This window comes from Pseudomonas sp. NPDC089918 (genome assembly GCF_050280605.1).
Lineage (GTDB): Bacteria > Pseudomonadota > Gammaproteobacteria > Pseudomonadales > Pseudomonadaceae > Aquipseudomonas.
In genome coordinates, this window is record NZ_JBNNVP010000048.1 from 22805 (window position 1) to 45169 (window position 22365).

Here is a 22365-nt window from a genome sequence, read left to right on the forward strand (position 1 = left end):
CTCTTATTAAAGATTCTATTTTTATTATATGAACCGTGGAATTGCGTGATAATCCGTTCAATCATCAAAGGACTGTTGCGCTGTGAGCATAAATCTTCCCCTGCCGCTGCTCGGTGAAATGGCGATTTTCGTCAAGGTTGTCGAGACTGGCAGTTTCTCCGAAGCAGCACGCCAATTAGGTTCTTCACCCTCGGCGGTAAGTCGCAGCATTTCGCGGCTGGAGAAGGCACTCGCCACGCGGCTGCTGCAGCGAACCACGCGCAAGCTGCGCCTGAGTGACGGTGGCGAAGAGGTGTTCAAGCGTTGCCAGGAGATGGTCAGCGCGGCGAAGTCGGTGATGGAAATCAGCGGTCAGTTCACCCATGAGGCGGAAGGGCTGGTGCGTGTCAGCGTGCCCAAGGCTGTCGGGCGATTCGTGATTCATCCGCACATGCCCGAATTTCTGCGGCGCTATCCCAAAGTGAATGTGGAGTTGTTGCTCGAGGACCGTCAGGTGGATTTGATCGACGACAACGTCGATCTGGCGATCCGTATTACCGACCGCCCGCCCGCGGGGCTGGTGGGGCGGCAGTTGTTGACCGTCGATCATTTACTCTGTGCAACGCCACAGTACCTGGCCGAACACGGCACCCCGACTCATCCCCATGATTTGCTCAACCACAGCTGTATCTATCTGGGCGAAACCCCGAGCGATGCGCGCTGGAAATTCAAGAAAGGCAGCAAAGCCGTGACTGTCGGCGTGCGCGGACGTTATGCCGCCAATCACACGGGGGTGCGACTGGGCGCGGTATTGCAACACATCGGAATCGGCAGCCTGCCGTACTTCACCGCCCGTTATGCGCTGGAACAAGGGCTGATCGTCCAGGTTCTGCCGGACTGGACTTTTCTGGCGTCCTACCACGGAGGCGCCTGGTTGCTGCATTCGCCAACCCGCTATCTACCGCCCAAGTTGCGGGTGTTTATCGACTATCTGGTGGAATGCCTGGAGAAAGAGCCGACCTTGAGCCGGCCGGGCAAGCCGGGTGCGTTGGACAAGGTCGCGGCAGAGTATGAGTTGCCCGAAAGTGATGGGTTGCTTTGACGGGCCTCTTCGCGAGCAAGCCCGCTCCCACATTTGATCTTCAGTGGACACAAATTCTATGTATGACAGAAATCCATTGTGGGAGCGGGCTTGCTCGCGAAGACGGCAGCCCAAACACCACATCACTCGGCAATGCCACAAAAAAAGGCCCGCATGAATAACCATGCGGGCCTTTGCATTTGCTGACAGTGGAATCAGTGCTTGCTGTCCTGGTTCGACATCGCCAGTAGCTGTTTTTCCTGATTCCAGTCGAACGGTTCGTCGTTCTGTTCGGCTTCGAAGCGACGTTCTTCAAGGGCCTGGTACAGGTCGATTTCATCATCGGGCATGTAATGCAGGCAGTCGCCGGCGAAGTACCACAGCAGGTCGCGCGGGACCAAGTGGGCGATCTGCGGATAGCGAGTGATCACCTGACACAGAATGTCCTGGCCCAGGTATTGGCTTTCGATCGGGTCGACCGGCAGCAATGCACGCAGTTCGTCGAAGCGCTCCAGGAACAAGGCATGGCTTTCTTCGGGAACCTGTTCGGCCTCACCTACGGCGACCAGGATGCTGCGCAGGTGGTCGAGCAAGACGAGATGATCGGCAACGACATTGGACACGAGATAAGTCCTCAAGAGCAAAACGGGCGCGGGAGTATAAAGCTCCTGCGCCCCTTTTCACATATTAAAGAGCCCCATGCAAGACACAGGGTCCGCCGGATCAGCGGACCTTGCCTTTGGCCAATACCAACTCCTTTGGATCGAAATCATCGACATCAATCACCTTGCGTCGCGCCACTTCTGCCTCGCGCAGGGTCTGGGCTTCAAGCGGTTGCAAGACGCCAGCCTCCAGGGCGGCATCAATGGGAGACTCTCCGACAGTGGGTTTGACCTGGCGACTTTTCAGTGCCGTATTGAGTTTTTTCTGTAGCGGCTTGGCAGCGTTCAACAAGTCGCAGGCGTGCTGCAGGGCGCCGACCGAATCCTCTGGCGATTGCGGGCGATAGCAGCCGCCCAGTAACTCCTCAAGGGTTGGATCGCCCTTGGCGCGGCCAGTGACGGCTGCAACTTCGGCCGCCAGCCTGTCCGACGGGCCTCTGTGGCGACGACCGAACGGGAACACCATCATCCGTAGCAGGCATCCAAGTACCTTGTTCGGGAAGTTGGTCAGCAGTTCGTCCAGCGCACGTTCGGACTGGCCGAGGCTCTCTTCCATGGCCCAGGCGAATAGCGGACGCATATGCTCCGGCGAATCGAGATCGTGATAACGCTTGAGTGCGCCGGAGGCCAGATACAGGTAGCTGAGTACATCGCCCAGACGTGCGGACAGCCGTTCGCGGCGTTTCAGTTCGCCGCCCAGCAGCATCATGCTCAGGTCTGCAAGCAGCGCAAAGGCCGCGGCTTGACGGTTGAGGGCACGGAAATAGCCTTGGCTGAGCTTGTCCCCGGGCACGTGTTCGAAATGCCCGAGGCCGAGGTTCAGCACCAGCGTGCTGGCGGCGTTGCTCACGGCAAAACCAATGTGGTCGAGCAGCAGTGCATCGAACTCGATCAGTGCCTGTTGTTTGTCTTCGCGGTGGGCGAGGGCCATTTCCTTGAGCACGAACGGATGGCAGCGAATAGCGCCCTGGCCGAAGATCATCAAATTGCGTGTGAGGATGTTCGCACCTTCGACCGTGACGGAAATGGGCGCACCTTGCCAGCTACGCGCCAGGTAGTTGTTCGGGCCCATGATGATGGCCCTGCCGCCGTGAACATCCATGGCGTGGCTGATGCATTCGCGGCCGCGTTCGGAGAGGTGGTATTTGATAATGGCCGAAGGTACCGACGGTTTTTCGCCGAGATCGACCGCGTTGGCGGTGAGCATCCGTGCGCTGTCCATCAGCCAGGTACTGCCGCCGATCCGCGCCAGTGCTTCCTGAATCCCTTCGAAGGCTGACAGTGGTGCGTTGAATTGTTCGCGAACCTGCGCGTATTGGCCCGTCACCAGACTGGTGAACTTGCCCGCAGCGGTACCGATGGCCGGCAGTGAAATGGAACGCCCGACCGACAGGCAGTTCATCAGCATCATCCAGCCCTCGCCGAGCATCTCCTGACCGCCAATGATGAATTCCAGCGGTACGAATACATCCTTGCCGGAGTTCGGGCCGTTCATGAATGAGGCGCCCAGCGGCAGGTGACGGCGACCGATTTCTACACCGGGGGTCTGGGTTGGAATCAAGGCGAGGCTGATCCCCAGGTCGACTCTGTCGCCCAGTAGATGATCCGGGTCATAAGCCTTGAACGCCAGGCCGATCAAGGTCGCAACCGGGCCGAGGGTGATGTAGCGTTTTTCCCAGTTCAGACGCAAGCCGAGGGTTTCCTTGCCTTCCCATTCACCTCTGCAGATGACCCCGGTGTCGGTCATCCCGCCGACGTTGGAGCCCGCCATCGGGCCTGTCAGGGCAAAGCAGGGGATATCGTCGCCACGGGCCAGCCGTGGCAGGTAATGATTGCGTTGTTCGTCGGTGCCGTAATGCAGCAGCAGTTCCGCCGGGCCGAGGGAATTGGGCACCATGACGGTCGATGCCAGGTCGCCGCTGCGGGTGGCCAGTTTCATCGCCACCTGGGAGTGCGCATAAGCCGAGAAGCCTTTGCCACCGTACTCTTTGGGGATGATCAGGGCAAAAAAGCCATGTTGTTTAATGTGATCCCAAGCCTTGGGCGGCAGATCCAGCAACTGGCCGATCTGCCAATCGCTGACCATGGCGCAGAGCTCTTCGGTCGGGCCATCGATGAACGCTTGTTCCTCTTCGCTCAGTTGCGCTTTTGGATAAGCCAGCAGCTTGTTCCAGTCCGGGCGCCCGTTGAACAACTCGCCGTCCCACCAGACCGTGCCAGCTTCAATGGCTTCACGTTCGGTTTGCGACATCGGCGGCAGGTTTTTTTGAAACCAGCCGAATATTGGCGCAGTGAAGAGTTTTCGGCGCAGATCCGGCAGCAACAGAAAAGCGGTCACGGCCGCGAGCATCACCCAGAAAATCAGCATGAGCCAGACGGGGGCATGGCTGAAGATGCCCATCGCCAGCAGATAGACAGCGATGATGCCCAAGGCGGGCAGAGGCGCAGTGCGGCGATGTGCCAGGTAGGCAATCCCGACCACCAGAACCAGTATCCACAACAGCAACATATTCAATTCTCCATGAAGCCAGGGGCAAAACCACTTTCAGAGCTTAGACGGCATCCATAAAAGTGGGGGGCCAGAGCATGAGTCTGAGCGTGTAGGAAGCAACGGCTGAAATTCGTCAGTTATTTCGAAGGCGGACGGTTAAGCGCTGTTATCGACAGCGCGGTAAACGCTGATATTTGGCCGAAACGTCGTTATCTCTGTGCTGAAGGTGTCGCTAGACTCGTGGCTTCCCCCTGGAGATTGTTGCCATGCATGCGTATCTGAGCCCCGGCCGCTTCATCGACAGTGACCATCCCTCGGTGATGGAGTTCGCCGAAAAACATCGTGGCGCCGGGCGCGATCCGCTTGAGCAGGCGATCAATCTCTATTACGCGGTGCGCGAGGCCGTGCGCTACAACCCTTACACCTTCAGCCGCGATCCAGAGACCTTGCGCGGCAGCTATGCGCTGGCGGCCGGGGAGAGTTATTGCGTGCCAAAAGCCACGCTGCTCGCCGGTGCGGCCCGACATTGCGGGATCCCGGCGCGTATCGGTCTGGCAGATGTGCGTAATCATCTGTCGACGCCGCGTCTGCTCGAACTGCTCAAAAGCGATGTGTTCGCCATGCACGGCTACACCGAGTTATATCTGAACGATCGTTGGGTCAAAGCCACGCCGGCTTTCAATCAACAACTCTGCGAACTGTTCAATGTCGCGCCGCTGGAGTTCGACGGGATCAACGACAGCGTGTTCCACCCCTTCAACCGTGACGGCGAGCAGTTGATGGAATATCTGATCGATCACGGCCAGTTCACCGATGTGCCTGAAGCGTTCTTTTTCGAACACCTGGAAAAGTGCTATCCGCATCTGTTTGGCGAGCAGCTGCCGGTGCTACTGGGGGACATGCAGAGCGATTTGAGTCGCGCCTGATCCGGCGTATGCTGCCTGCGCATTCATCCAAAAAGGGGCGGTCATGCTGAAGATCTGGGGTCGGAAAAATTCGTCGAATGTCAGGAAGCCGTTGTGGGCGGCCGAAGAACTGGGCCTGGCCTATGAAGCCATCGATGCCGGCGGCGCCTTTGGTGTAGTCGACACGCCTGAGTACCGCGCGATGAATCCCAACGGCCGCGTGCCGGTGATCGACGACGACGGTTTTGTGCTGTGGGAATCCAACACCATCGTCCGTTACCTGATGGCCCGTCATGCCAGCGGTACTGCCTGGTATCCGACAGACCTGCAAGCCCGAGCCTCTGCCGAAAAGTGGATGGACTGGACCACCTCAAGTTTTGCCGCCCCGTTCCGCACGGTGTTCTGGGGCGTGTTGCGCACCCCGGAAGACCAGCAGGACTGGCCGGCCATCAAGGCTGCGATCAAGGAGTGCGACGATCTGCTGTCGATGGCCGATCAAGCGCTGGCGGCCAAACCGTATCTGTCGGGCGATGAGATCGGCATGGGCGACATTCCCCTGGGCAGTTTCATTTATGCCTGGTTCGAGATGCCGATCGAGCGCGCGCCGCAGCCTCATTTGCAGGCCTGGTACGAGCGCCTGAAACAGCGTCCGGCCTATCAGAAGGCGGTCATGACCGCGTTGACTTAATACTCACTATCGACACACTTGACTGTACTTGTGCGGCAGCGACAAGCACCATTGCGCTCGTGCGCCGCGGTTGCATTGCTCGCCGCCCGCCCTTATTTATTCCTTTCTTCCCTTCTTGGTGCGTAATCCGATATGAGTTCCGCTCTGTCCATCCGGCAGCTAACCAAAACCTACGGCAACGGTTTCCAGGCCTTGAGTGGTATCGATCTGGACGTCGCCGAAGGTGACTTTTTCGCCTTGCTCGGCCCCAACGGCGCCGGCAAATCCACGACCATCGGCATTCTTTCAACCCTGGTGAACAAGACCAGCGGCACGGTGAATATCTTCGGTCACGACCTGGACAAGAATCCTGCGCAACTCAAGCGCTCCATTGGTGTGGTGCCCCAGGAATTCAACTTCAACCAGTTTGAAAAGACGTTCGACATTGTCGTGACCCAGGCCGGTTACTACGGCATCCCGGCGAAAATCGCCAAGGAACGCGCCGAGCAGTACCTGACCCAACTGGGCCTGTGGGACAAGCGCGATGTGCCGTCGCGTTCCCTGTCCGGCGGCATGAAGCGCCGACTGATGATCGCCCGTGCGCTGGTTCACGAACCGCGCCTGCTGATCCTCGACGAACCGACGGCGGGGGTGGACATCGAATTGCGTCGCTCGATGTGGACTTTCCTCACCGAACTGAACAAAAAAGGCATCACCATCATCCTCACCACCCACTATCTGGAAGAGGCTGAGCAGTTGTGCCGCAACATTGGCATCATCGACCACGGCACCATTGTCGAGAACACCAGCATGAAGCAGTTGCTCAGCCAACTGCATGTCGAAACCTTCCTGCTGGATATGAAGAATACGTTGCAAGTGGCCCCGCAATTGCTCGGTTACCCGGCCAAACTGATCGACAGTCATACCCTGGAAGTTCAGGTTGACAAGGCCATGGGCATTACCGCGCTATTTACTCAATTGACGCAGCAGAACATCGAAGTGTTGAGCCTGCGTAACAAAACCAATCGCCTTGAGGAGTTGTTCGTGTCCCTGGTGGAGAAGAATCTGTCGAAGGTGGCGGTATGAGTTCCGAGCTGCAACCCAACCTCGTTGCCCTCAACACCATCGTCTACCGCGAGGTCAAACGCTTCACCCGGATCTGGCCACAGACCCTGCTGCCGCCGGCCATCACCATGGTTCTGTACTTCGTGATCTTCGGCAATCTGATCGGTCGGCAGATCGGCGACATGGGTGGCTTCACCTACATGGAGTACATCGTGCCGGGGCTGATCATGATGTCGGTGATCACCAACTCCTACGGCAACGTGGTGTCGAGTTTCTTTGGCAGCAAGTTCCAGCGTTCCATCGAAGAATTGATGGTGTCGCCGGTATCGCCGCATACGATTCTGATCGGCTACACCCTGGGCGGCGTGCTGCGCGGGTTGATGGTCGGGATCATCGTGACCCTGCTGTCGTTGTTCTTCACTCAATTGCAGGTGCATCACCTGGGCGTGACCGTTCTGGTGGTGGTGCTGACGGCGACGATTTTCTCGCTGCTGGGTTTCATCAACGCGGTATTTGCGCGCAACTTCGATGACATCTCGATCATCCCGACATTCGTGCTGACGCCGTTGACGTACCTGGGCGGGGTGTTCTACTCGATCAGCCTGCTGCCACCATTCTGGCAGACCGTGTCGCTGGCCAACCCGGTGCTGCACATGGTCAACGCCTTCCGTTACGGCATCCTCGGTGTGTCGGATATCAAGATCAGCGTGGCGATCACCTTCATGTTGATAGCGACCGTTGTGCTGTATATCGGTTGTGCGCGGTTGCTGGTGAGTGGGCGCGGGATGCGTACCTAAGGAAGATCGAGTCGCCTGCATCGCGAGCAGGCTCGCTCCCACATTGGTTTTGTGTCGATCGCAAAATAGATGGGTAACGCCATTCAGTGTGGGAGCGAGCCTGCTCGCGATGGCGTCAGCACAAACACCGCAAAAAAACGGCCTCCCAAGCGGAGGCCGTTTTGCATTCTTACATCCGGCTACGCTTACGCCGCTTCCACTGCCGACTCACCCACCAGCGCCAATACATCATCACCAGACAATAGGCGAGGGCACCCAGCACCAGCCCCGTCACCACCGAACCAAGCAAGAACGGTTGCCACAGGCTCGAGAGTTCGCCGCTGATCCATTCCCAGGTCAGCTCATTCGGCAGGCTGCGGGCAGGAACATCCATCAGCCAGGCGCCGGTCTGGTAAGTGCAAAAGAACACCGCCGGCATGGTGATCGGGTTGGTCAACCAGACCAGGCTGACGGCAATCGGCATGTTGCCGCGCACCACAATGGCAAGGATGGCCGCCAACAGCATCTGCAACGGAATGGGCAGGAACGCCGCGAACAGACCGACCGCCATGGCCCGCGCGACGGAGTGGCGATTGAGGTGCCAGAGGTTCGGGTCATGCAGCAGGGTGCCGAGAAAGCGTAAGGATTTGTGTTCCCTGATGCTGGTCGGGTCTGGCATGTAACGTTTGAACAAGCGCCGGGGCATAAGGCTTCTCGGTCGGTTAAGGCGGCAAGTATGTCTTGATTCTACGAACCGCCCATTCAGACTTTGTGACAATTGATAACGGCGGACGTGCGACAGACCGGCTAAGCCTAGGGCTGGAACTCTCAAGGACGGGCTTATGCGCACAGGGATGATGGCGCTGGCGTTGGGTCTGTTGGCCCTGCGTTTTTTACCGGTACTACCGCCAGCGGGGTTGTGGCTGTTGTTGCCGGTAGTGGGTTTGATGTTGTTGCCGTTTCGCACCTTCCCCCTGGCATTTTTTCTGTTCGGTTTCAGTTGGGCGGGCGCGAATGCACAGTGGGCGCTGAATGATCGCCTGGCAGCGACGCTTGATGGCGAGACTCGCTGGCTCGAAGGTCGTGTGACCGGGTTGCCGCAGCAGGCCGAGGGCGTAGTGCGTTTCGAACTGACGGACAGTCAGTCGCGTCGCACCAGACTGCCTCGGCACCTGCGCCTGGCCTGGTATGGCGGGCCGCCCGTCAATAGCGGCGAGCATTGGAGGCTGGCGGTCAAATTGAAGCGTCCTGCCGGGTTGCTCAACCCGCATGCGTTCGATTACGACGCCTGGTTGTTGGCCCGGCACATCGGCGCCACCGGGACCGTCAAGGATGGCCAGCGACTGATGGAAGCACAGTGGGCCTGGCGTGACGGCATCCGTCAGCGTTTGCAGGCCGTGGATGCTCAAGGGCGAACGGGTGCGCTGACGGCATTAGTGCTGGGGGATGGCGCGGGATTGAGTCGTGAGGACTGGCAGGTGCTACAAGACACCGGCACCGTGCATCTATTAGTGATTTCCGGGCAACACGTGGGATTGCTGGCGGGAGTGGTGTATCTGCTGATCGCCGGGTTGGCGCGTTTTGGCTTATGGCCCAAGCGCTTGCCGTGGCTGCCATGGGCATGCGGACTGGCGTTCGCGGCGGCGCTCGGTTATGGGCTGCTGGCCGGCTTCGAGGTGCCGGTGCGGCGGGCCTGCCTGATGATCGGTCTGGTGCTGTTGTGGCGACTACGGTTTCGTCACCTCGGCGCATGGTGGCCGCTGTTGCTGGCGCTTGATGGCGTTTTGCTGCTGGACCCGCTGGCGAGCCTGCAACCGGGTTTCTGGTTGTCCTTTGCAGCGGTCGCGGTGCTGATTTTCACTTTTGGCGGCCGATTGGGGGCATGGCGCTGGTGGCAAACCTGGACTCGCGCTCAATGGCTGATCGCGATCGGTCTGTGCCCGCTGCTGTTGGTGCTGGGGTTGCCGATCAGTCTCAGCGGGCCGCTTGCCAATTTGCTGGCGGTGCCCTGGGTCAGTCTGGTTGTCCTGCCGCCGGCCTTGCTTGGGACGATGTTGTTGCCCGTTCCTTATGTGGGCGAAGGATTGCTGTGGTTGGCCGGCGGTCTGATCGATCTTTTGTTCAAGGGGTTGGCGTTGATCGCCGGGCAATTGCCCGCGTGGGTTCCGGTGGCGGTCCCGTTGTGGGTATGGGCGGTCGGCACATTGGGGGCTTTTCTGCTGTTATTGCCGCGAGGCGTGCCGTTGCGCCCGTTGGGCTGGCCGATGCTGCTGTTACTGGTTTTTTCGCCCCTGCACACGTTGCCTGAAGGCATGGCCGAGGTCTGGCAACTGGATGTCGGTCAGGGTTTGGCAATCCTGGTGCGTACCCGCCATCACACCTTGCTGTATGACGCCGGGCCACGGTTCGGCGATATCGATCTGGGTGAGCGGGTGGTGTTGCCATCATTGCGCAAACTGGGTGTGAACGGGCTCGATCTGATGCTGATCAGCCATGCCGACGCCGATCACGCCGGCGGTGCGCGAGCAATTGCCAATGGAATACCGGTGAAGCAAATACTGAGCGGCGATCACCAGGCCCTGCCAGACGAACTGCACGCCGAGGGCTGCGAGAGCGGTCGGCAATGGGCCTGGGACGATGTGAAGTTTCAACTCTGGCAGTGGCCGTCTGCCATCGACAGCAATCAGAAGTCCTGTGTGCTGCAGATCGAAGCCAATGGCGAGCGGTTGCTGCTGACTGGCGATATCGATAGCGCGGCCGAGCGGGCGCTGCTCGACGGTCCATTGGCGGTGCCGACGGATTGGTTGCTGGCCCCGCACCATGGCAGTCGCAGTTCATCTTCGATGGCGTTGCTCAGCGTATTGCAACCCAAAGCGGTGCTGATCTCCCGTGGCAACGGCAATTCTTTCGGCCACCCCCATCCCACGGTCGTGGCGCGGTATCAAAAACGCGGCGTGGCGATTTACGACAGCGCCGAGCAAGGTGCCATTCGTCTGCAACTGGGGCGCTTCAAGCCGCCGTGGACGATGCTTCAAGAACGGCGCTTCTGGCGCGATCTGCCACCATCCAGCCAGTAACCCGAACTGTCGAAGCCCGACCGGATACGACATCGCGGTCTTCGGTGCGTCCACCCCCTATGTTAGAGTGGCGCACTTTTTCGAGGGGACTGTCACTGTGTGGGAATTGGTCAAATCCGGCGGCTGGATGATGCTGCCGATCATTCTGAGTTCCATCGCGGCCATGGCGATCGTCGCCGAGCGTCTCTGGACCCTGCGTGCCAGCCGCGTGACCCCGGAGCATTTGCTCGGGCAGGTCTGGGTCTGGATCAAGGACAAACAACTCAATAAAGAAAAGCTCAAGGAACTGCGTGCCAACTCTCCGTTGGGCGAGATCCTGGCCGCCGGTCTGGCGAATTCCAGGCATGGCCGCGAGATCATGAAAGAGTGCATCGAAGAAGCCGCTGCGCGGGTGATTCACGAGCTCGAGCGCTACATCAATGCCCTCGGCACCATTGCTGCCATGGCCCCGTTGCTGGGTCTGCTGGGTACGGTGCTGGGCATGATCGATATTTTCAGTGCATTCATGGGCACGGGCATGGGCACCAACGCCTCGGTACTGGCCGGTGGTATTTCCAAAGCGCTGATCACCACCGCTGCCGGTCTGATGGTTGGTATTCCGGCCGTGTTCTTCCACCGCTTCCTGCAACGCCGCATAGATGAGCTGGTGGTGGGCATGGAGCAGGAAGCGATCAAGCTGGTCGAGGTAGTGCAAGGTGATCGCGACGTGGATCTGGCTGAGGGCAAAGCGTGAAATTCCGTCGTAAACCGCGGGAAACAGTCGACATAAACCTCGCGTCGTTGATCGACGTGGTGTTTATCCTGCTGCTGTTTTTCGTTGTAACCACCACCTTCACCCGTGAAACCCAGTTGCGCGTCGACCTGCCGGAAGCGGTCAGCGGTTCCCCGGCCGAAGACCAGCAGGCCAAGCAACTGGACATCGCTATCAGCGCCGAAGGGGTGTTCTCGGTCAACAACCAATTGTTGCCCAAGAATGACCTGACCAGCCTGATGGAAGCGCTACAGAAAGAATCCAACGGCGATACCAACCTGCCGTTGTCCATCAGCGCTGATGGCAAGACCCCCCATCAGTCCGTTATCACCGCAATGGACGCTGCCGGCAAGCTCGGTTTCAGTCACTTGCGCATGACCACAGTCGAGGCGGCACCGGCGTCCTGATGGCCATGTCCGATCGATTGCTCGCTGCGTGGTACGAAGGTCATCCGGCGTTGAAGCTGTTGCAGCCTCTGGAATGGCTGTATCGACGCGTGGTCACCGGCAAGCGCAAACGCTTTTTGGCGGGCGAGGGCGAGATCTACCAACCGCCGGTGCCGCTGATCGTGGTCGGCAACATCACGGTAGGCGGCACCGGCAAGACGCCGCTGATTCTGTGGATGATCCAGCACTGCCAGCGCAACGGTCTGCGGGTCGGCGTGGTTAGCCGTGGCTACGGCGCCAAACCTGCGCAATTGCCGTGGCGGGTCGAGGCGGATCAAGGCGCGGACATGGCGGGCGATGAGCCATTGCTGATCGTCCAGCGTACCGGCGTGCCGCTGATGATCGATCCGGACCGCAGCCGCGCGGTCAAAGCCTTGCTGGCGAGCGAGCCGCTGGACCTGATCCTCTCCGACGACGGCATGCAGCATTACCGGCTGGCCCGGCATCTGGAACTGGTGCTGATCGATGCCGCCCGGGGGCTGGGCAACCAGCGTTGCCTGCCGGCCGGGCCGTTGCGCGAACCGATCGAGCGCCTGCAAAGCGTCGATGCGGTGCTTTACAACGGTGCCACGGCCGACCGCATCGACGGTTTTGCCTTCCAGCTGCAACCCACAGCACTGGTCAACCTGCAAAGCGGCGAACGCCGGCCCCTTGACCACTTCCCCTCAGGCCAGGCTATTCACGCCGTGGCCGGGATCGGCAATCCCCAGCGTTTCTTCACGACCCTCGAAACGCTACACTGGCGGCCAGTGCTGCATGCATTTGCCGACCACGCCGAGTACAGCGTGCAGGCCTTGAATTTCACACCGTCATTGCCAGTGGTGATGACGGAAAAGGACGCGGTGAAGTGCCGTGCCTTCGCCGCCGCCGATTGGTGGTACCTGGCGGTCGATGCTGCGCCATCGCCGGCCTTCGTGGCCTGGTTCGATACGCAGCTGATGCGCCTGTTGCCGGCTCGTCTTTTGCCTTAAATCCGTTTCTATCCAGGGAATGTTCATGGACACCAAATTGCTCGATATCCTCGCTTGCCCGATCTGCAAAGGTCCGCTCAAGCTCAGCGCCGACAAAACCGAGCTGATCAGCAAGGGCGCTGGCCTCGCATACCCGATTCGCGACGGCATCCCGGTGATGCTCGAAAGTGAAGCGCGCACCCTGACCACCGACGAGCGTCTGGATAAATGACCACAGCCTTTACCGTTGTCATTCCATCGCGCTATGCCTCCACCCGTCTGCCGGGCAAACCCCTGCTGCTGATCGCCGGCAAGCCGATGATCCAGCACGTCTGGGAACAGGCGAGCAAAAGCAGTGCCCAGCGCGTGGTCGTTGCCACTGACGATGCGCGCATTGTCGAGGCCTGCAAAAGCTTTGGTGCCGACGTGGTGCTGACGCGCGAAGACCATAATTCCGGCACTGACCGTCTGGCCGAAGTCGCGGCGAAACTGGGCCTGGCCCCGGACGCCATTGTGGTCAACGTTCAGGGCGACGAGCCGTTGATTCCGCCGAGCGTGATCGATCAGGTCGCCGCCAACCTGGCCGCCCACACCGAAGCGCGCATGGCCACCCTGGCCGAGCCGATCGAAGATGTGGAAACCCTGTTCAACCCCAACGTGGTCAAGGTGGTCAGCGACCTCAATGGCCTGGCGCTGACGTTCAGTCGAGCCACTTTGCCGTGGGCTCGCGACGCGTTCGCCAAGAGCCGCGAGCAATTGCCGGAAGGCGTGCCGTATCGCCGCCACATCGGCATTTATGCCTATCGCGCCGGTTTCCTGCAGGACTTCGTCATCTGGGGCCCGTGCTGGCTGGAAAACACCGAGTCTCTGGAGCAACTGCGGGCGCTCTGGCACGGCGTGCGGATTCACGTCGCCGATGCGCTGATTGCACCGCCGACCGGCGTCGATACCCCTGAAGACCTCGAGCGCGTTCGTCGCTTGCTGGAGGCCTGATGCGGGTTCTGTTCGTCTGTCTGGGCAACATCTGCCGTTCGCCCACGGCCGAAGGCGTATTGCGGCACAAACTGCGTGAGGCGGGGCTGGCCGATCAAGTCGAAGTGGCCTCCGCCGGCACCGGTGACTGGCACGTCGGCAAGGCCCCGGACAAGCGCAGCCAGGCCGCGGCGAAGCTGCGCGGCTACGACCTGTCCGCCCAGCGCGCTCAGCAAGTGACCCGCGCCGATTTCGCCACCTACGACCTGATTCTGGCGATGGACAACAGCAACCTGCGCCACCTCAAGGCCTTGCAACCGGCCAAGGGCAAGGCCGAGTTGGACCTGTTCCTTCGTCGCTACCAGTCGGAAATCGATGAAGTGCCGGACCCTTATCACGACAGCGACCAGGGTTTCGAACAGGTGCTGGACCTGATCGAGCGCGCCAGCGATCTGCTGGTGATCGAATTGAAGGGCCGGTTATGAGTTTGCAGCTTCAACCCCAGGTTTCGCTCAAACCGTACAACAGCTTTGGCGTGGACGTTCAGGCCCGGCTGTTTGCCGAGGCGCATAGCGATGCTGACGTGCGCGAAGCCCTGGCCTATGGGTTGGAACATAATGTGCCCGTGCTGGTTATCGGCGGCGGCAGCAATTTGCTGCTGACTGCTGATGTGCAGGCGCTGGTACTGCGCATGGCCACACGCGGGATTCGCATCCTCAGTGATGACGGCAGCAAGGTCGTGATTGAAGCCGAGGCCGGCGAGCCTTGGCATCCGTTTGTGCAGCACACCTTGGTGCAAGGGCTGTCGGGGCTGGAAAACCTCAGCTTGATCCCCGGCACTGTCGGCGCGGCACCGATGCAGAACATCGGCGCTTATGGCGTCGAGATAAAAGACGTTTTTGCCGGCCTGACCGCCCTCGATCGCCAGACCGGTGAGCTGCGCGACTTCTCGCTGGCCGAGTGCAACTTCGCCTACCGCGACAGCCTGTTCAAACAGGAACCGGGGCGGTGGTTGATCCTGCGCGTTCGTTTTGCCCTGGATCACGCCGCACACCTGCATCTGGAGTACGGCCCGGTGCGTCAGCGCCTGACTGAACAGGGCATTGATCACCCGACTGCCACCGATGTCAGCCAGGCCATTTGCAGCATTCGCAACGAAAAGCTCCCGGACCCGGCGGTGCTTGGCAATGCCGGCAGCTTCTTCAAGAACCCCTTGGTGCCGGCAACATTAGTGGCGCAACTCAAGGAGCAATACCCGGAGCTGGTGGCCTACGCGCAACCCGACGGGCAAATGAAGCTGGCGGCGGGCTGGCTGATCGAACGGGCCGGCTGGAAAGGCTTTCGCGAAGGCGATGCCGGTGTACACAAATTACAGGCACTGGTGCTGGTCAACTACGGCGGCGCAACAGGCCTGCAATTGCTGAACCTGGCACAACGTATTCAGAAAGATATTTCAGAGCGATTCAAAGTCGACCTGGAAATGGAACCCAATCAGTATTGAGGCTAGGCTTTCAGGCTGATTCCAAAGCCCTGCACATCTTTCAAATGTGCAGGGCTTTTTTGTTAATGCTCAGTTAACTTAGCCACCTAACGATGCAAGCATTTGCTCCACCAAAGGCCCGATGCAGACGTCGCCGTCTGCATAAGAGAGCCCATTAGCCTGAGTCGATCTGCGTGAAGGAACCCAGCGACAGATTGCTCGACCCCATAACCTCGACCTCTTATGAGAAAAAATGGCGGGCGTGCCCATGATTACCCTGAAACTCAATGGACAAGATCATCAACTAGATGTCACCGAGGACATGCCGCTGCTCTGGGCGATCCGTGACGTGGCCGGTTACAACGGCACCAAATTCGGCTGCGGCATGGGCCTGTGTGGCGCCTGCACCATTCATATCGACGGCGCGCCTGCGCGCAGTTGCATAACGCCAATCGGCTCGGTAATCGGCCAGAACGTCAGCACCATCGATAACCTGCACGCCGACCCGGTTGGCAAAGTCGTGCAGCAAGCCTGGCTCGACAGCGCCGTGGCTCAGTGCGGGTACTGCCAGGGTGGGCAGATCATGTCGGCCACGGCGTTGCTCAAAACCAATCCGAACCCCAGCGACGAGCAGATTGAAGAGGCAATGGTCGGCAACATTTGCCGTTGCGGCACCTACAACCGGATCAAGACTGCCATCCGTCAGGCATCCACTCACCTGAAGGAGGCCAAGGCATGAGCCAGCTACCCAATGATTTTGCGCTGAGCAACCTCAGTCGCCGTGGCTTTCTCAAAGGCGTGGGCGCCACCAGTGCGCTGGTGCTGGCTGCCAGTTGGGGTTGGCAGGACGCGCTCGCCGCCGAAAAAGACAAGAAGTTCGGCGCCGACGGCATGCCCAACGGCTGGATCGATGATCCTAAGGTTTACGTCAGCATCGCCGCCGATGGCAGCGTAACCGTGGTTTGCAACCGCTCGGAAATGGGCCAGGGCGTGCGCACCAGTCTTACTATGGTAGTGGCCGATGAGCTGGACGCCGACTGGGCGCTGGTCAAAGTGCAACAGGCGCCGGGCGACGAAGTGCGTTTCGGCAATCAGGACACCGACGGTTCGCGCAGCATGCGTCACTGGTACGAGCCGATGCGCCGTTGCGGTGCTGCCGCGCGGACCATGCTTGAGCAAGCCGCCGCCGCGCAGTGGAAAGTGCCGGTCAGCGAGTGCCATGCACAACTGCATAAAGTCATTCACCAACCGACGGGTCGTGAACTGGGCTACGGCGCGTTGGCCGCTGCTGCCGGGGCACTGGCGGTACCGGCCCGCGACAGCCTGCGGCTCAAGCAGCCATCGGAATTCCGTTACATCGGCAAGGAAGGCACCAAGGCCATCGACGGTGAGGACATCGTCAATGGTCGTGCGGTCTACGGCGCCGATGTGCATTTCGACGGCATGCTGTTCGCCACCATCGCGCGGCCAGCGGTCTACGGCGGCAAGGTAAAATCCTTCGATGCCAGCGCCGCGATGAAAGTCCCGGGTGTTATCAAGGTCCTGCAAATCGAAAGCCGTCCGTTGCCGTCCGAATTTCAACCTCTGGGCGGCGTGGCCGTGGTGGCCAGCAATACCTGGGCCGCTATCAAGGGCCGCGAAGCGCTGAAGATCGAGTGGGATGACGGCCCCAACGCCAGTTACGACTCGATCGCCTACCGCAAGGAACTCGAAGCCGCGTCCCTCAAGCCCGGCAAAGTGGTGCGCAATACCGGCAGCATCGACCAGGCCATGAGCAGCGCCGACAGCACCCTCGAAGCCTCTTACTACCTGCCGCACCTGGCGCAATCGCCAATGGAACCGATGGTCGCCATCGCCCGCTTCAAGGACGGCGTGTGCGAAGCCTGGGCCCCAAGCCAGGCCCCGCAAGTCACCCGCGAACGGATCGGCGAGCGCCTCGGCATTCCATTCGATAACGTCACGTTCAACGTCACCTTGCTCGGCGGCGGTTTCGGTCGCAAGTCCAAGCCGGACTTCGTCGTTGAAGCGGCGATCCTGGCCAAGGAGTTCCCGGGTAAGGCGGTGCGGGTGCAATGGACCCGTGAAGACGACATCCACAACTCCTATTTCCACACCGTGTCTGCTGAATACCTGAAAGCCAGCCTGAACAAGGACGGCCTGCCGTCCGGCTGGCTGCACCGCACAGTGGCGCCGAGTATCACCGCACTGTTCGCGCCGGGCATGAACCATGAGGCGGCTTTCGAACTGGGCATGGGCTTTACCAACATGGCTTACGCGATTCCCAACGTGCGCCTGGAAAACCCTGAAGCGACGGTCCATACCCGGGTTGGCTGGTATCGCTCGGTGTCGAACATTCCCCACGGCTTTGCGATTCAGAGCTTTGTCGATGAACTGGCCCACAAGGCTGGCCAGGATCCACTCAAGTACCAGATCAAATTGCTCGGGCCGGACCGTCAGATCGATCCGCGCACCTTGAGTGAAGAGTGGAACTACGGCGAATCTCCCGAGCGTTATCCAATCGACACTGCACGGATGCGCACCGTGCTGGAAACCGCCGCCAAAGCGGCCGGTTGGGGGCGTGAGTTGCCCAAGGGCCGAGGGCTAGGCCTGGCGGTGCATTACAGCTTCGTCACGTATGTGGCGGCGGTGATCGAGGTTGAAGTCAAAGACGATGGCACGCTGATCGTGCACAAGGCCGACATCGCCGTCGATTGCGGCCCGCAGATCAACCCCGAGCGGATTCGCTCGCAGTTCGAAGGTGCCTGCGTCATGGGGCTGGGCAACGCGGTGCTGGGGGAGATCAGCTTCAAGGACGGCAAGGTTCAGCAGGACAACTTCCACATGTACGAAGTGGCGCGCATGTCCCTGGCGCCGAAGGAAGTCGCCGTGCATCTGGTCACGCCACCGGGCAATGTGCCATTGGGCGGAGTCGGTGAGCCGGGCGTGCCGCCGATTGCGCCGGCGCTGTGCAACGCGATCTTCGCCGCCACCGGCAAGCGTATCCGTAATCTGCCGGTACGCTATCAGCTGCAAGGTTGGCAGAAGGCACAAGCCTGATGGACAGCGTCGATCTGAACGTCCTGCGCAGCGTGCTGGAATGGCGCCGCGCCGGTCAGCGGGTGATGTTGTACAGCGTGGTCCAGACCTGGGGCACCGCACCCCGGGCACCTGGCGCCATGCTGGCCTTGCGTGAAGACGGCGTGGTGATTGGCTCGGTGTCCGGTGGCTGCGTCGAGGATGACCTGATTGCCCGGCTGCACGATGGCCGTATCCCGGCCGATGGGCCGCCGGTGCAGTTGATTACCTATGGCGTCACCCGGGAGGAGGCCGCACGGTTTGGTTTGCCGTGCGGTGGCACGTTGCGCCTGACCGAGGAGCGCGTCGGTGATCCGGCGTGGGTTGCCGAATTGCTGACGCGCTGCGAGGCCCATGAAATCGTTGCGCGTGAGCTGAACCTGGCGACCGGTGAAGTGATTCTGCAGCCAGCGAGCAAGACTGATGTGCTGGTGTTTGACGGACAGACCTTGCGCGCCATTTATGGTCCGCGCTGGCGGCTGTTGCTGATCGGCGCCGGCCAACTGTCGCGCTACGTTGCCGAGATGGCACGGCTGCTGGATTTCGAAGTGCTGATCTGCGATCCGCGCACCGAGTTCGTCTACGGCTGGGAAGAGCAACACGGTCGCTTCGTCCCGGGCATGCCCGACGAAGCGGTGCTGACCATCCAGACCGACGAGCGCACAGCCATTGTCGCGCTGACCCACGATCCACGCCTGGATGACATGGCGCTGCTCACGGCGCTGGACTCCAAGGCGTTTTATGTCGGTGCGCTGGGTTCGCGGATCAATAGCCAGAAGCGCCGGGACAACCTGGCTCAGCTAGGCTTGTCACAACAGGCCATCGAGCGCTTGCACGGCCCGATCGGTTTGCACATCGGCAGCCATACACCGGCGGAAATCGCCTTGTCGCTGCTGGCCGAAATTGTGGCGATCAAGAACGGCGTCGAGCTGAAACACAAGAGGCCGTTGCAGGAGGGCGTATGAGCGACTCCATTGGCGTTATCGTTCTGGCCGCGGGGCAGGGCAGTCGGTTTCGACAGGTAGCGGGCGACGACAAGGACAAGCTGCTAGTGGACTGCACCGCTCGTGATGGCGTCACCGTGCATTCGGTGATCGAGCAGGTGCTGGTGAATCTGCCGGCCGCGCTTGAGAAGCGCGTACTGGTGACCACGGCGGATCGCCCGCAAGTGATTCGCATGGCTCAGGCCTATGGTTGCGAGATTGTGCGGATCGAGTCGACCGGTCTGGGCGACAGCATTGCGGCGGGTGTGACGGCGTGTTCACAACTCGGTGGCTGGTTGATCGTGCTGGGGGACATGCCGTTTATTCTGCCGTCCAGTATTGAGCAGGTCGTCGCGGCCATTGCGGATGATGCCGTCAGCGTGCCGGTGCATGAGGGGCAGTATGGGCATCCGGTGGGGTTCGGGCGAAGCTTTGGTCCGGGATTGATGGCGTTGACCGGTGATCACGGCGCCAAGTCGCTGTTCGCACAGGCGAGGGTGGTCGAGGTGGCAGTGGAGGATCCCGGGGTGTTGTGGGATGTGGATGTGCCAGAGGCGTTGATCTTTGCCTGATGGATGATCGTTCCCACGCTCTGCGTGGGAATGCCTCAATGGACGCTCTGCGTCCGCTTGGGACGCGGAGCGTCCCGGGCTGCATTCCCACGCAGAGCGTGGGAACGATCCACAACGCGGTCCCGCTGCTTCCCCGCAAACATAAAAAAGCCCCGCCTGGGATCACCAGGCGGGGCTTTTTAATGGCCGATGGAATCAGGCGAGGGGTTTAGGCTCGTGCTCTTTTTCCTGGGCTTGCTCGTGTTGCTCTACCGCTTCCTGAACGGAGCGCGGTGCTTCGTCGATCGCGGATTCAACCGGTTCGGCAGCGACTTCAGCGGCCGGGGCAGGGGCTGCCTCGACAACTTCAGCAACAACCGGGGCTGGCTCGGCAGCGGCCGGAGCAGCAGCGGCAGCCAGTTCGGCTTCCTTCTGCAGACGCTCGGCTTCACGCTTGCGACGACGCACTTCACGCGGGTCATTCGGCGCACGGCCACTTGGGGTCAGGGCGCTGACAGGGGTGGCTTCAACCACCGGTTCGGCAACCACAGGCGCTTCAACCACCGGAGCAGGCTCGGCAGCAGCAACCACTGGCTCGGAGACCATGGCTTCGGCAACCGGAGCTTCAGCGGCTGGCGCTGGAGCTTCGACCGCTACAGGTGGCTCGGCAACCCAGTTGAACGTGGTTTGTTCTTCGCGAACTTCACGTACCGGTTCAGCCGGCGCTTCAACCACAGGCTCGGTAGCAGCCACTGGTTCAGCGACGACGGCCGGCTCAGCGGCAGCTTCAACTTCAGGCTGTGCTTCACGAACCGGTGCTACTTCGATTTCCGGAGCAGCGGTGACTTCTACTGGTGTGGTCGCTTCAACCACTGGAGCTTCAACCGGAGCGGTTTCCAGAGTGGCGGCAGTGGCGCGTTCAGCTTGCTCATTGGCTTGTGCTTCAGCAGGTGCGCTGATCACGGAACTGGCAACGGCTGCGGTAACAGCCAGGCCGGCGGCCAGATCGGCAGCGCTTGGCGCTTCGGCGTTTTCAGCCGACTCGGACTCTTCCGAACCTTCGATCACGTTGCCGTTGGCATCGCGTTGACGCTCACGACGGTTGCTGCGACGACGCTGGCCACGGGAGCGGCGGCGCGGACGATCGCCTTCGGCGCCTTCCTGACCGTCTTCCTGCAGTTGCTCTTCGTTGGTGGTCAACTCTTCTTCAGCAACGGCAGCAGCGGCTTGCTCGGTACGTGGCTGACGTTCTTCACGCGGTGGGCGTGGAGCGCGTTCTTCACGTGGCTGACGGGCTGGACGCTCTTCAGCGCTGGCAGCAGCGGCCGGAGCGGCATCCAGAGGCTCGCGCAATTCACGAACCGGACGTTCTTCACGCTCGCCACGTGGCTTGCGATCTTCACGCGGGGCGCGCGGTGCACGTTCTTCACGAGGGGCGCGTGGTGCGCGCTCTTCGCGCGGAGCGCGTTCCTGGGCGACTGCTGGAGCTTCTTCGCGGGCTTCACGTGGCTCACGTGGTGCGCGTTCTTCACGCGGTGCACGTTCCTCACGAGGCTTGCGCTCTTCATCGCGGCGACCATTACGGTTGCGGCTCTGTTGACGGCCGTTGCGGCGCTCTTCGTTGCGAGCAGGGCGTTCGGTGGCTGGCTTTTCAACCACAACCGGCGCAGCAGGCTCTTCCTTGGTGGCGAACAGGCTGACCAGCGACTTCACCAGGCCTTTGAACAGGCTTGGCTCTGGGGCGACGGCCGGTGCAGCCACCGGAGCCGCGACGACTTCGGTCGGAACCGGAGCGTTGGCGCGGGCCGGAGCCGTCTTGACCGCGGCTTCCTGGCGAACCAGGGTGCGGGTCGCAGCGGCTGGCTGGACTTCTTCGACTTCGGCAGCGGCAGCAGCGATTTCGTAGCTGGACTGGCCGACCGCGGCTTCCGGGCTGTCATCGCGCAGACGCTGAACTTCGAAGTGCGGCGTTTCGAGGTGATCGTTCGGCAGAATGACGATGCGGGCACGGGTGCGCAGTTCGATCTTGGTGATCGAGTTGCGTTTTTCGTTGAGCAGGAAAGCTGCAACCGGAATCGGCACTTGTGCGCGAACTTCGGCGGTGCGGTCTTTCAGGGCTTCTTCTTCGATCAGGCGCAGGATCGCCAGCGACAGCGATTCAACGTCACGGATGATGCCGGTGCCATTGCAACGCGGGCAGACGATGCCGCTGCTTTCGCCCAGGGATGGACGCAGGCGCTGACGGGACATTTCCAGCAGGCCGAAGCGCGAGATGCGACCGACTTGCACGCGAGCGCGGTCGGCTTCCAGGCATTCGCGGACTTTCTCTTCCACGGCGCGCTGGTTCTTGGCAGGGGTCATGTCGATGAAGTCGATGACGATCAGGCCGCCGATGTCGCGCAAGCGCAACTGACGGGCGATTTCTTCGGCAGCTTCAAGGTTGGTCTGCAGTGC

Annotated in this window: 21 protein-coding genes; 17 read left to right on the plus strand and 4 right to left on the minus strand. The window is 60.7% G+C overall.

Translation table 11 applies throughout. The annotated features are described in order from the left end of the window. Positions 1 to 82: 82 nt before the first annotated feature. On the plus strand, positions 83 to 1081 hold the full coding sequence (locus ACQKPC_RS25715; protein ID WP_427627249.1) for a LysR family transcriptional regulator: 999 nt from the start codon (positions 83 to 85) through the stop codon (positions 1079 to 1081). 194 nt (positions 1082 to 1275) lie between these two features. Here ACQKPC_RS25715 and ACQKPC_RS25720 read toward each other — a convergent pair whose 3' ends face one another. Both ACQKPC_RS25720 and ACQKPC_RS25725 read right to left on the minus strand, forming a co-directional pair. Beyond that, positions 1276 to 1683, minus strand: a complete 408-nt coding sequence (locus ACQKPC_RS25720; protein WP_007905217.1) for a PA2817 family protein — start codon at positions 1681 to 1683, stop codon at positions 1276 to 1278. 100 nt (positions 1684 to 1783) lie between these two features. Beyond that, a complete protein-coding gene (locus tag ACQKPC_RS25725; RefSeq protein WP_427627252.1) occupies positions 1784 to 4231 on the minus strand; it encodes an acyl-CoA dehydrogenase in 2448 nt (815 codons plus the stop codon). Between the two features lie 248 nt (positions 4232 to 4479). Here ACQKPC_RS25725 and ACQKPC_RS25730 point away from each other — a divergent pair, with 248 nt between their 5' ends. From ACQKPC_RS25730 to ACQKPC_RS25745, 4 genes are all read left to right on the plus strand, one after another. Then, positions 4480 to 5139 (plus strand): transglutaminase-like domain-containing protein, encoded by a 660-nt coding sequence (locus tag ACQKPC_RS25730; protein WP_427627253.1) that lies wholly within the window; start codon positions 4480 to 4482, stop codon positions 5137 to 5139. 43 nt (positions 5140 to 5182) lie between these two features. Further along, a complete protein-coding gene (locus ACQKPC_RS25735) occupies positions 5183 to 5806 on the plus strand; it encodes a glutathione S-transferase family protein (RefSeq protein WP_427627255.1) in 624 nt (207 codons plus the stop codon). Positions 5807 to 5938: 132 nt separating this feature from the next. Then, positions 5939 to 6871 carry an ABC transporter ATP-binding protein gene (locus ACQKPC_RS25740; RefSeq protein WP_427627257.1) on the plus strand — a complete coding sequence of 311 codons (933 nt, stop codon included), beginning with the start codon at positions 5939 to 5941 and terminating at the stop codon, positions 6869 to 6871. Further along, on the plus strand, positions 6868 to 7647 hold the full coding sequence (locus tag ACQKPC_RS25745; protein ID WP_007905224.1) for an ABC transporter permease: 780 nt from the start codon (positions 6868 to 6870) through the stop codon (positions 7645 to 7647). Before ACQKPC_RS25740 ends, ACQKPC_RS25745 begins: the two co-directional genes overlap by 4 nt. A 169-nt stretch (positions 7648 to 7816) precedes the next feature. Here the strand turns inward: ACQKPC_RS25745 and ACQKPC_RS25750 are convergent, their stop codons facing one another. Continuing rightward, positions 7817 to 8332: a DUF2062 domain-containing protein gene (locus ACQKPC_RS25750; RefSeq protein WP_427627260.1), complete on the minus strand. Its 516-nt coding sequence runs from the start codon at positions 8330 to 8332 to the stop codon at positions 7817 to 7819. Between the two features lie 136 nt (positions 8333 to 8468). On the opposite strand from ACQKPC_RS25750, the gene ACQKPC_RS25755 reads away from it, so the two are divergent. From ACQKPC_RS25755 to ACQKPC_RS25810, 12 genes are all read left to right on the plus strand, one after another. Next, a complete protein-coding gene (locus ACQKPC_RS25755; protein ID WP_427627262.1) occupies positions 8469 to 10703 on the plus strand; it encodes a DNA internalization-related competence protein ComEC/Rec2 in 2235 nt (744 codons plus the stop codon). Positions 10704 to 10800: 97 nt separating this feature from the next. Further along, the gene (locus ACQKPC_RS25760; RefSeq protein WP_008067747.1) at positions 10801 to 11436 is read left to right on the plus strand and encodes a MotA/TolQ/ExbB proton channel family protein; all 636 of its coding nucleotides are present in this window, start codon (positions 10801 to 10803) and stop codon (positions 11434 to 11436) included. After that, positions 11433 to 11861, plus strand: coding sequence for an ExbD/TolR family protein (locus ACQKPC_RS25765; RefSeq protein ID WP_427627264.1), 429 nt, complete (start codon positions 11433 to 11435; stop codon positions 11859 to 11861). Before ACQKPC_RS25760 ends, ACQKPC_RS25765 begins: the two co-directional genes overlap by 4 nt. Further along, complete coding sequence (gene lpxK, locus ACQKPC_RS25770) at positions 11861 to 12871, plus strand: tetraacyldisaccharide 4'-kinase (RefSeq protein ID WP_427627266.1); 1011 nt, start codon at positions 11861 to 11863, stop codon at positions 12869 to 12871. The genes ACQKPC_RS25765 and lpxK overlap by 1 nt, the downstream gene beginning before the upstream one ends. 25 nt (positions 12872 to 12896) lie before the next feature. After that, on the plus strand, positions 12897 to 13082 hold the full coding sequence (locus tag ACQKPC_RS25775; protein ID WP_003174668.1) for a Trm112 family protein: 186 nt from the start codon (positions 12897 to 12899) through the stop codon (positions 13080 to 13082). Then, positions 13079 to 13843, plus strand: a complete 765-nt coding sequence (gene kdsB, locus ACQKPC_RS25780) for a 3-deoxy-manno-octulosonate cytidylyltransferase (RefSeq protein ID WP_427627268.1) — start codon at positions 13079 to 13081, stop codon at positions 13841 to 13843. Before ACQKPC_RS25775 ends, kdsB begins: the two co-directional genes overlap by 4 nt. After that, positions 13843 to 14307: a low molecular weight protein-tyrosine-phosphatase gene (locus ACQKPC_RS25785; protein ID WP_427627270.1), complete on the plus strand. Its 465-nt coding sequence runs from the start codon at positions 13843 to 13845 to the stop codon at positions 14305 to 14307. Before kdsB ends, ACQKPC_RS25785 begins: the two co-directional genes overlap by 1 nt. Then, entirely contained in the window at positions 14304 to 15323 is a 1020-nt protein-coding gene (gene murB / locus ACQKPC_RS25790) for a UDP-N-acetylmuramate dehydrogenase (protein ID WP_427627272.1), read from the plus strand. The genes ACQKPC_RS25785 and murB overlap by 4 nt, the downstream gene beginning before the upstream one ends. A gap of 247 nt (positions 15324 to 15570) precedes the next feature. Beyond that, positions 15571 to 16041, plus strand: coding sequence for a (2Fe-2S)-binding protein (locus ACQKPC_RS25795; protein WP_019650423.1), 471 nt, complete (start codon positions 15571 to 15573; stop codon positions 16039 to 16041). After that, positions 16038 to 18359, plus strand: a complete 2322-nt coding sequence (locus ACQKPC_RS25800; RefSeq protein ID WP_427627275.1) for a molybdopterin cofactor-binding domain-containing protein — start codon at positions 16038 to 16040, stop codon at positions 18357 to 18359. Before ACQKPC_RS25795 ends, ACQKPC_RS25800 begins: the two co-directional genes overlap by 4 nt. Further along, positions 18359 to 19342 carry an XdhC family protein gene (locus ACQKPC_RS25805; protein ID WP_427627277.1) on the plus strand — a complete coding sequence of 328 codons (984 nt, stop codon included), beginning with the start codon at positions 18359 to 18361 and terminating at the stop codon, positions 19340 to 19342. The genes ACQKPC_RS25800 and ACQKPC_RS25805 overlap by 1 nt, the downstream gene beginning before the upstream one ends. Further along, entirely contained in the window at positions 19339 to 19932 is a 594-nt protein-coding gene (locus ACQKPC_RS25810) for a nucleotidyltransferase family protein (RefSeq protein ID WP_427627279.1), read from the plus strand. Before ACQKPC_RS25805 ends, ACQKPC_RS25810 begins: the two co-directional genes overlap by 4 nt. Positions 19933 to 20127: 195 nt before the next feature. Here the strand turns inward: ACQKPC_RS25810 and ACQKPC_RS25815 are convergent. Continuing rightward, positions 20128 to 22365 (minus strand): ribonuclease E/G (locus tag ACQKPC_RS25815; RefSeq protein ID WP_427627281.1); only part of this gene is annotated, 2238 nt, incomplete at its 5' end.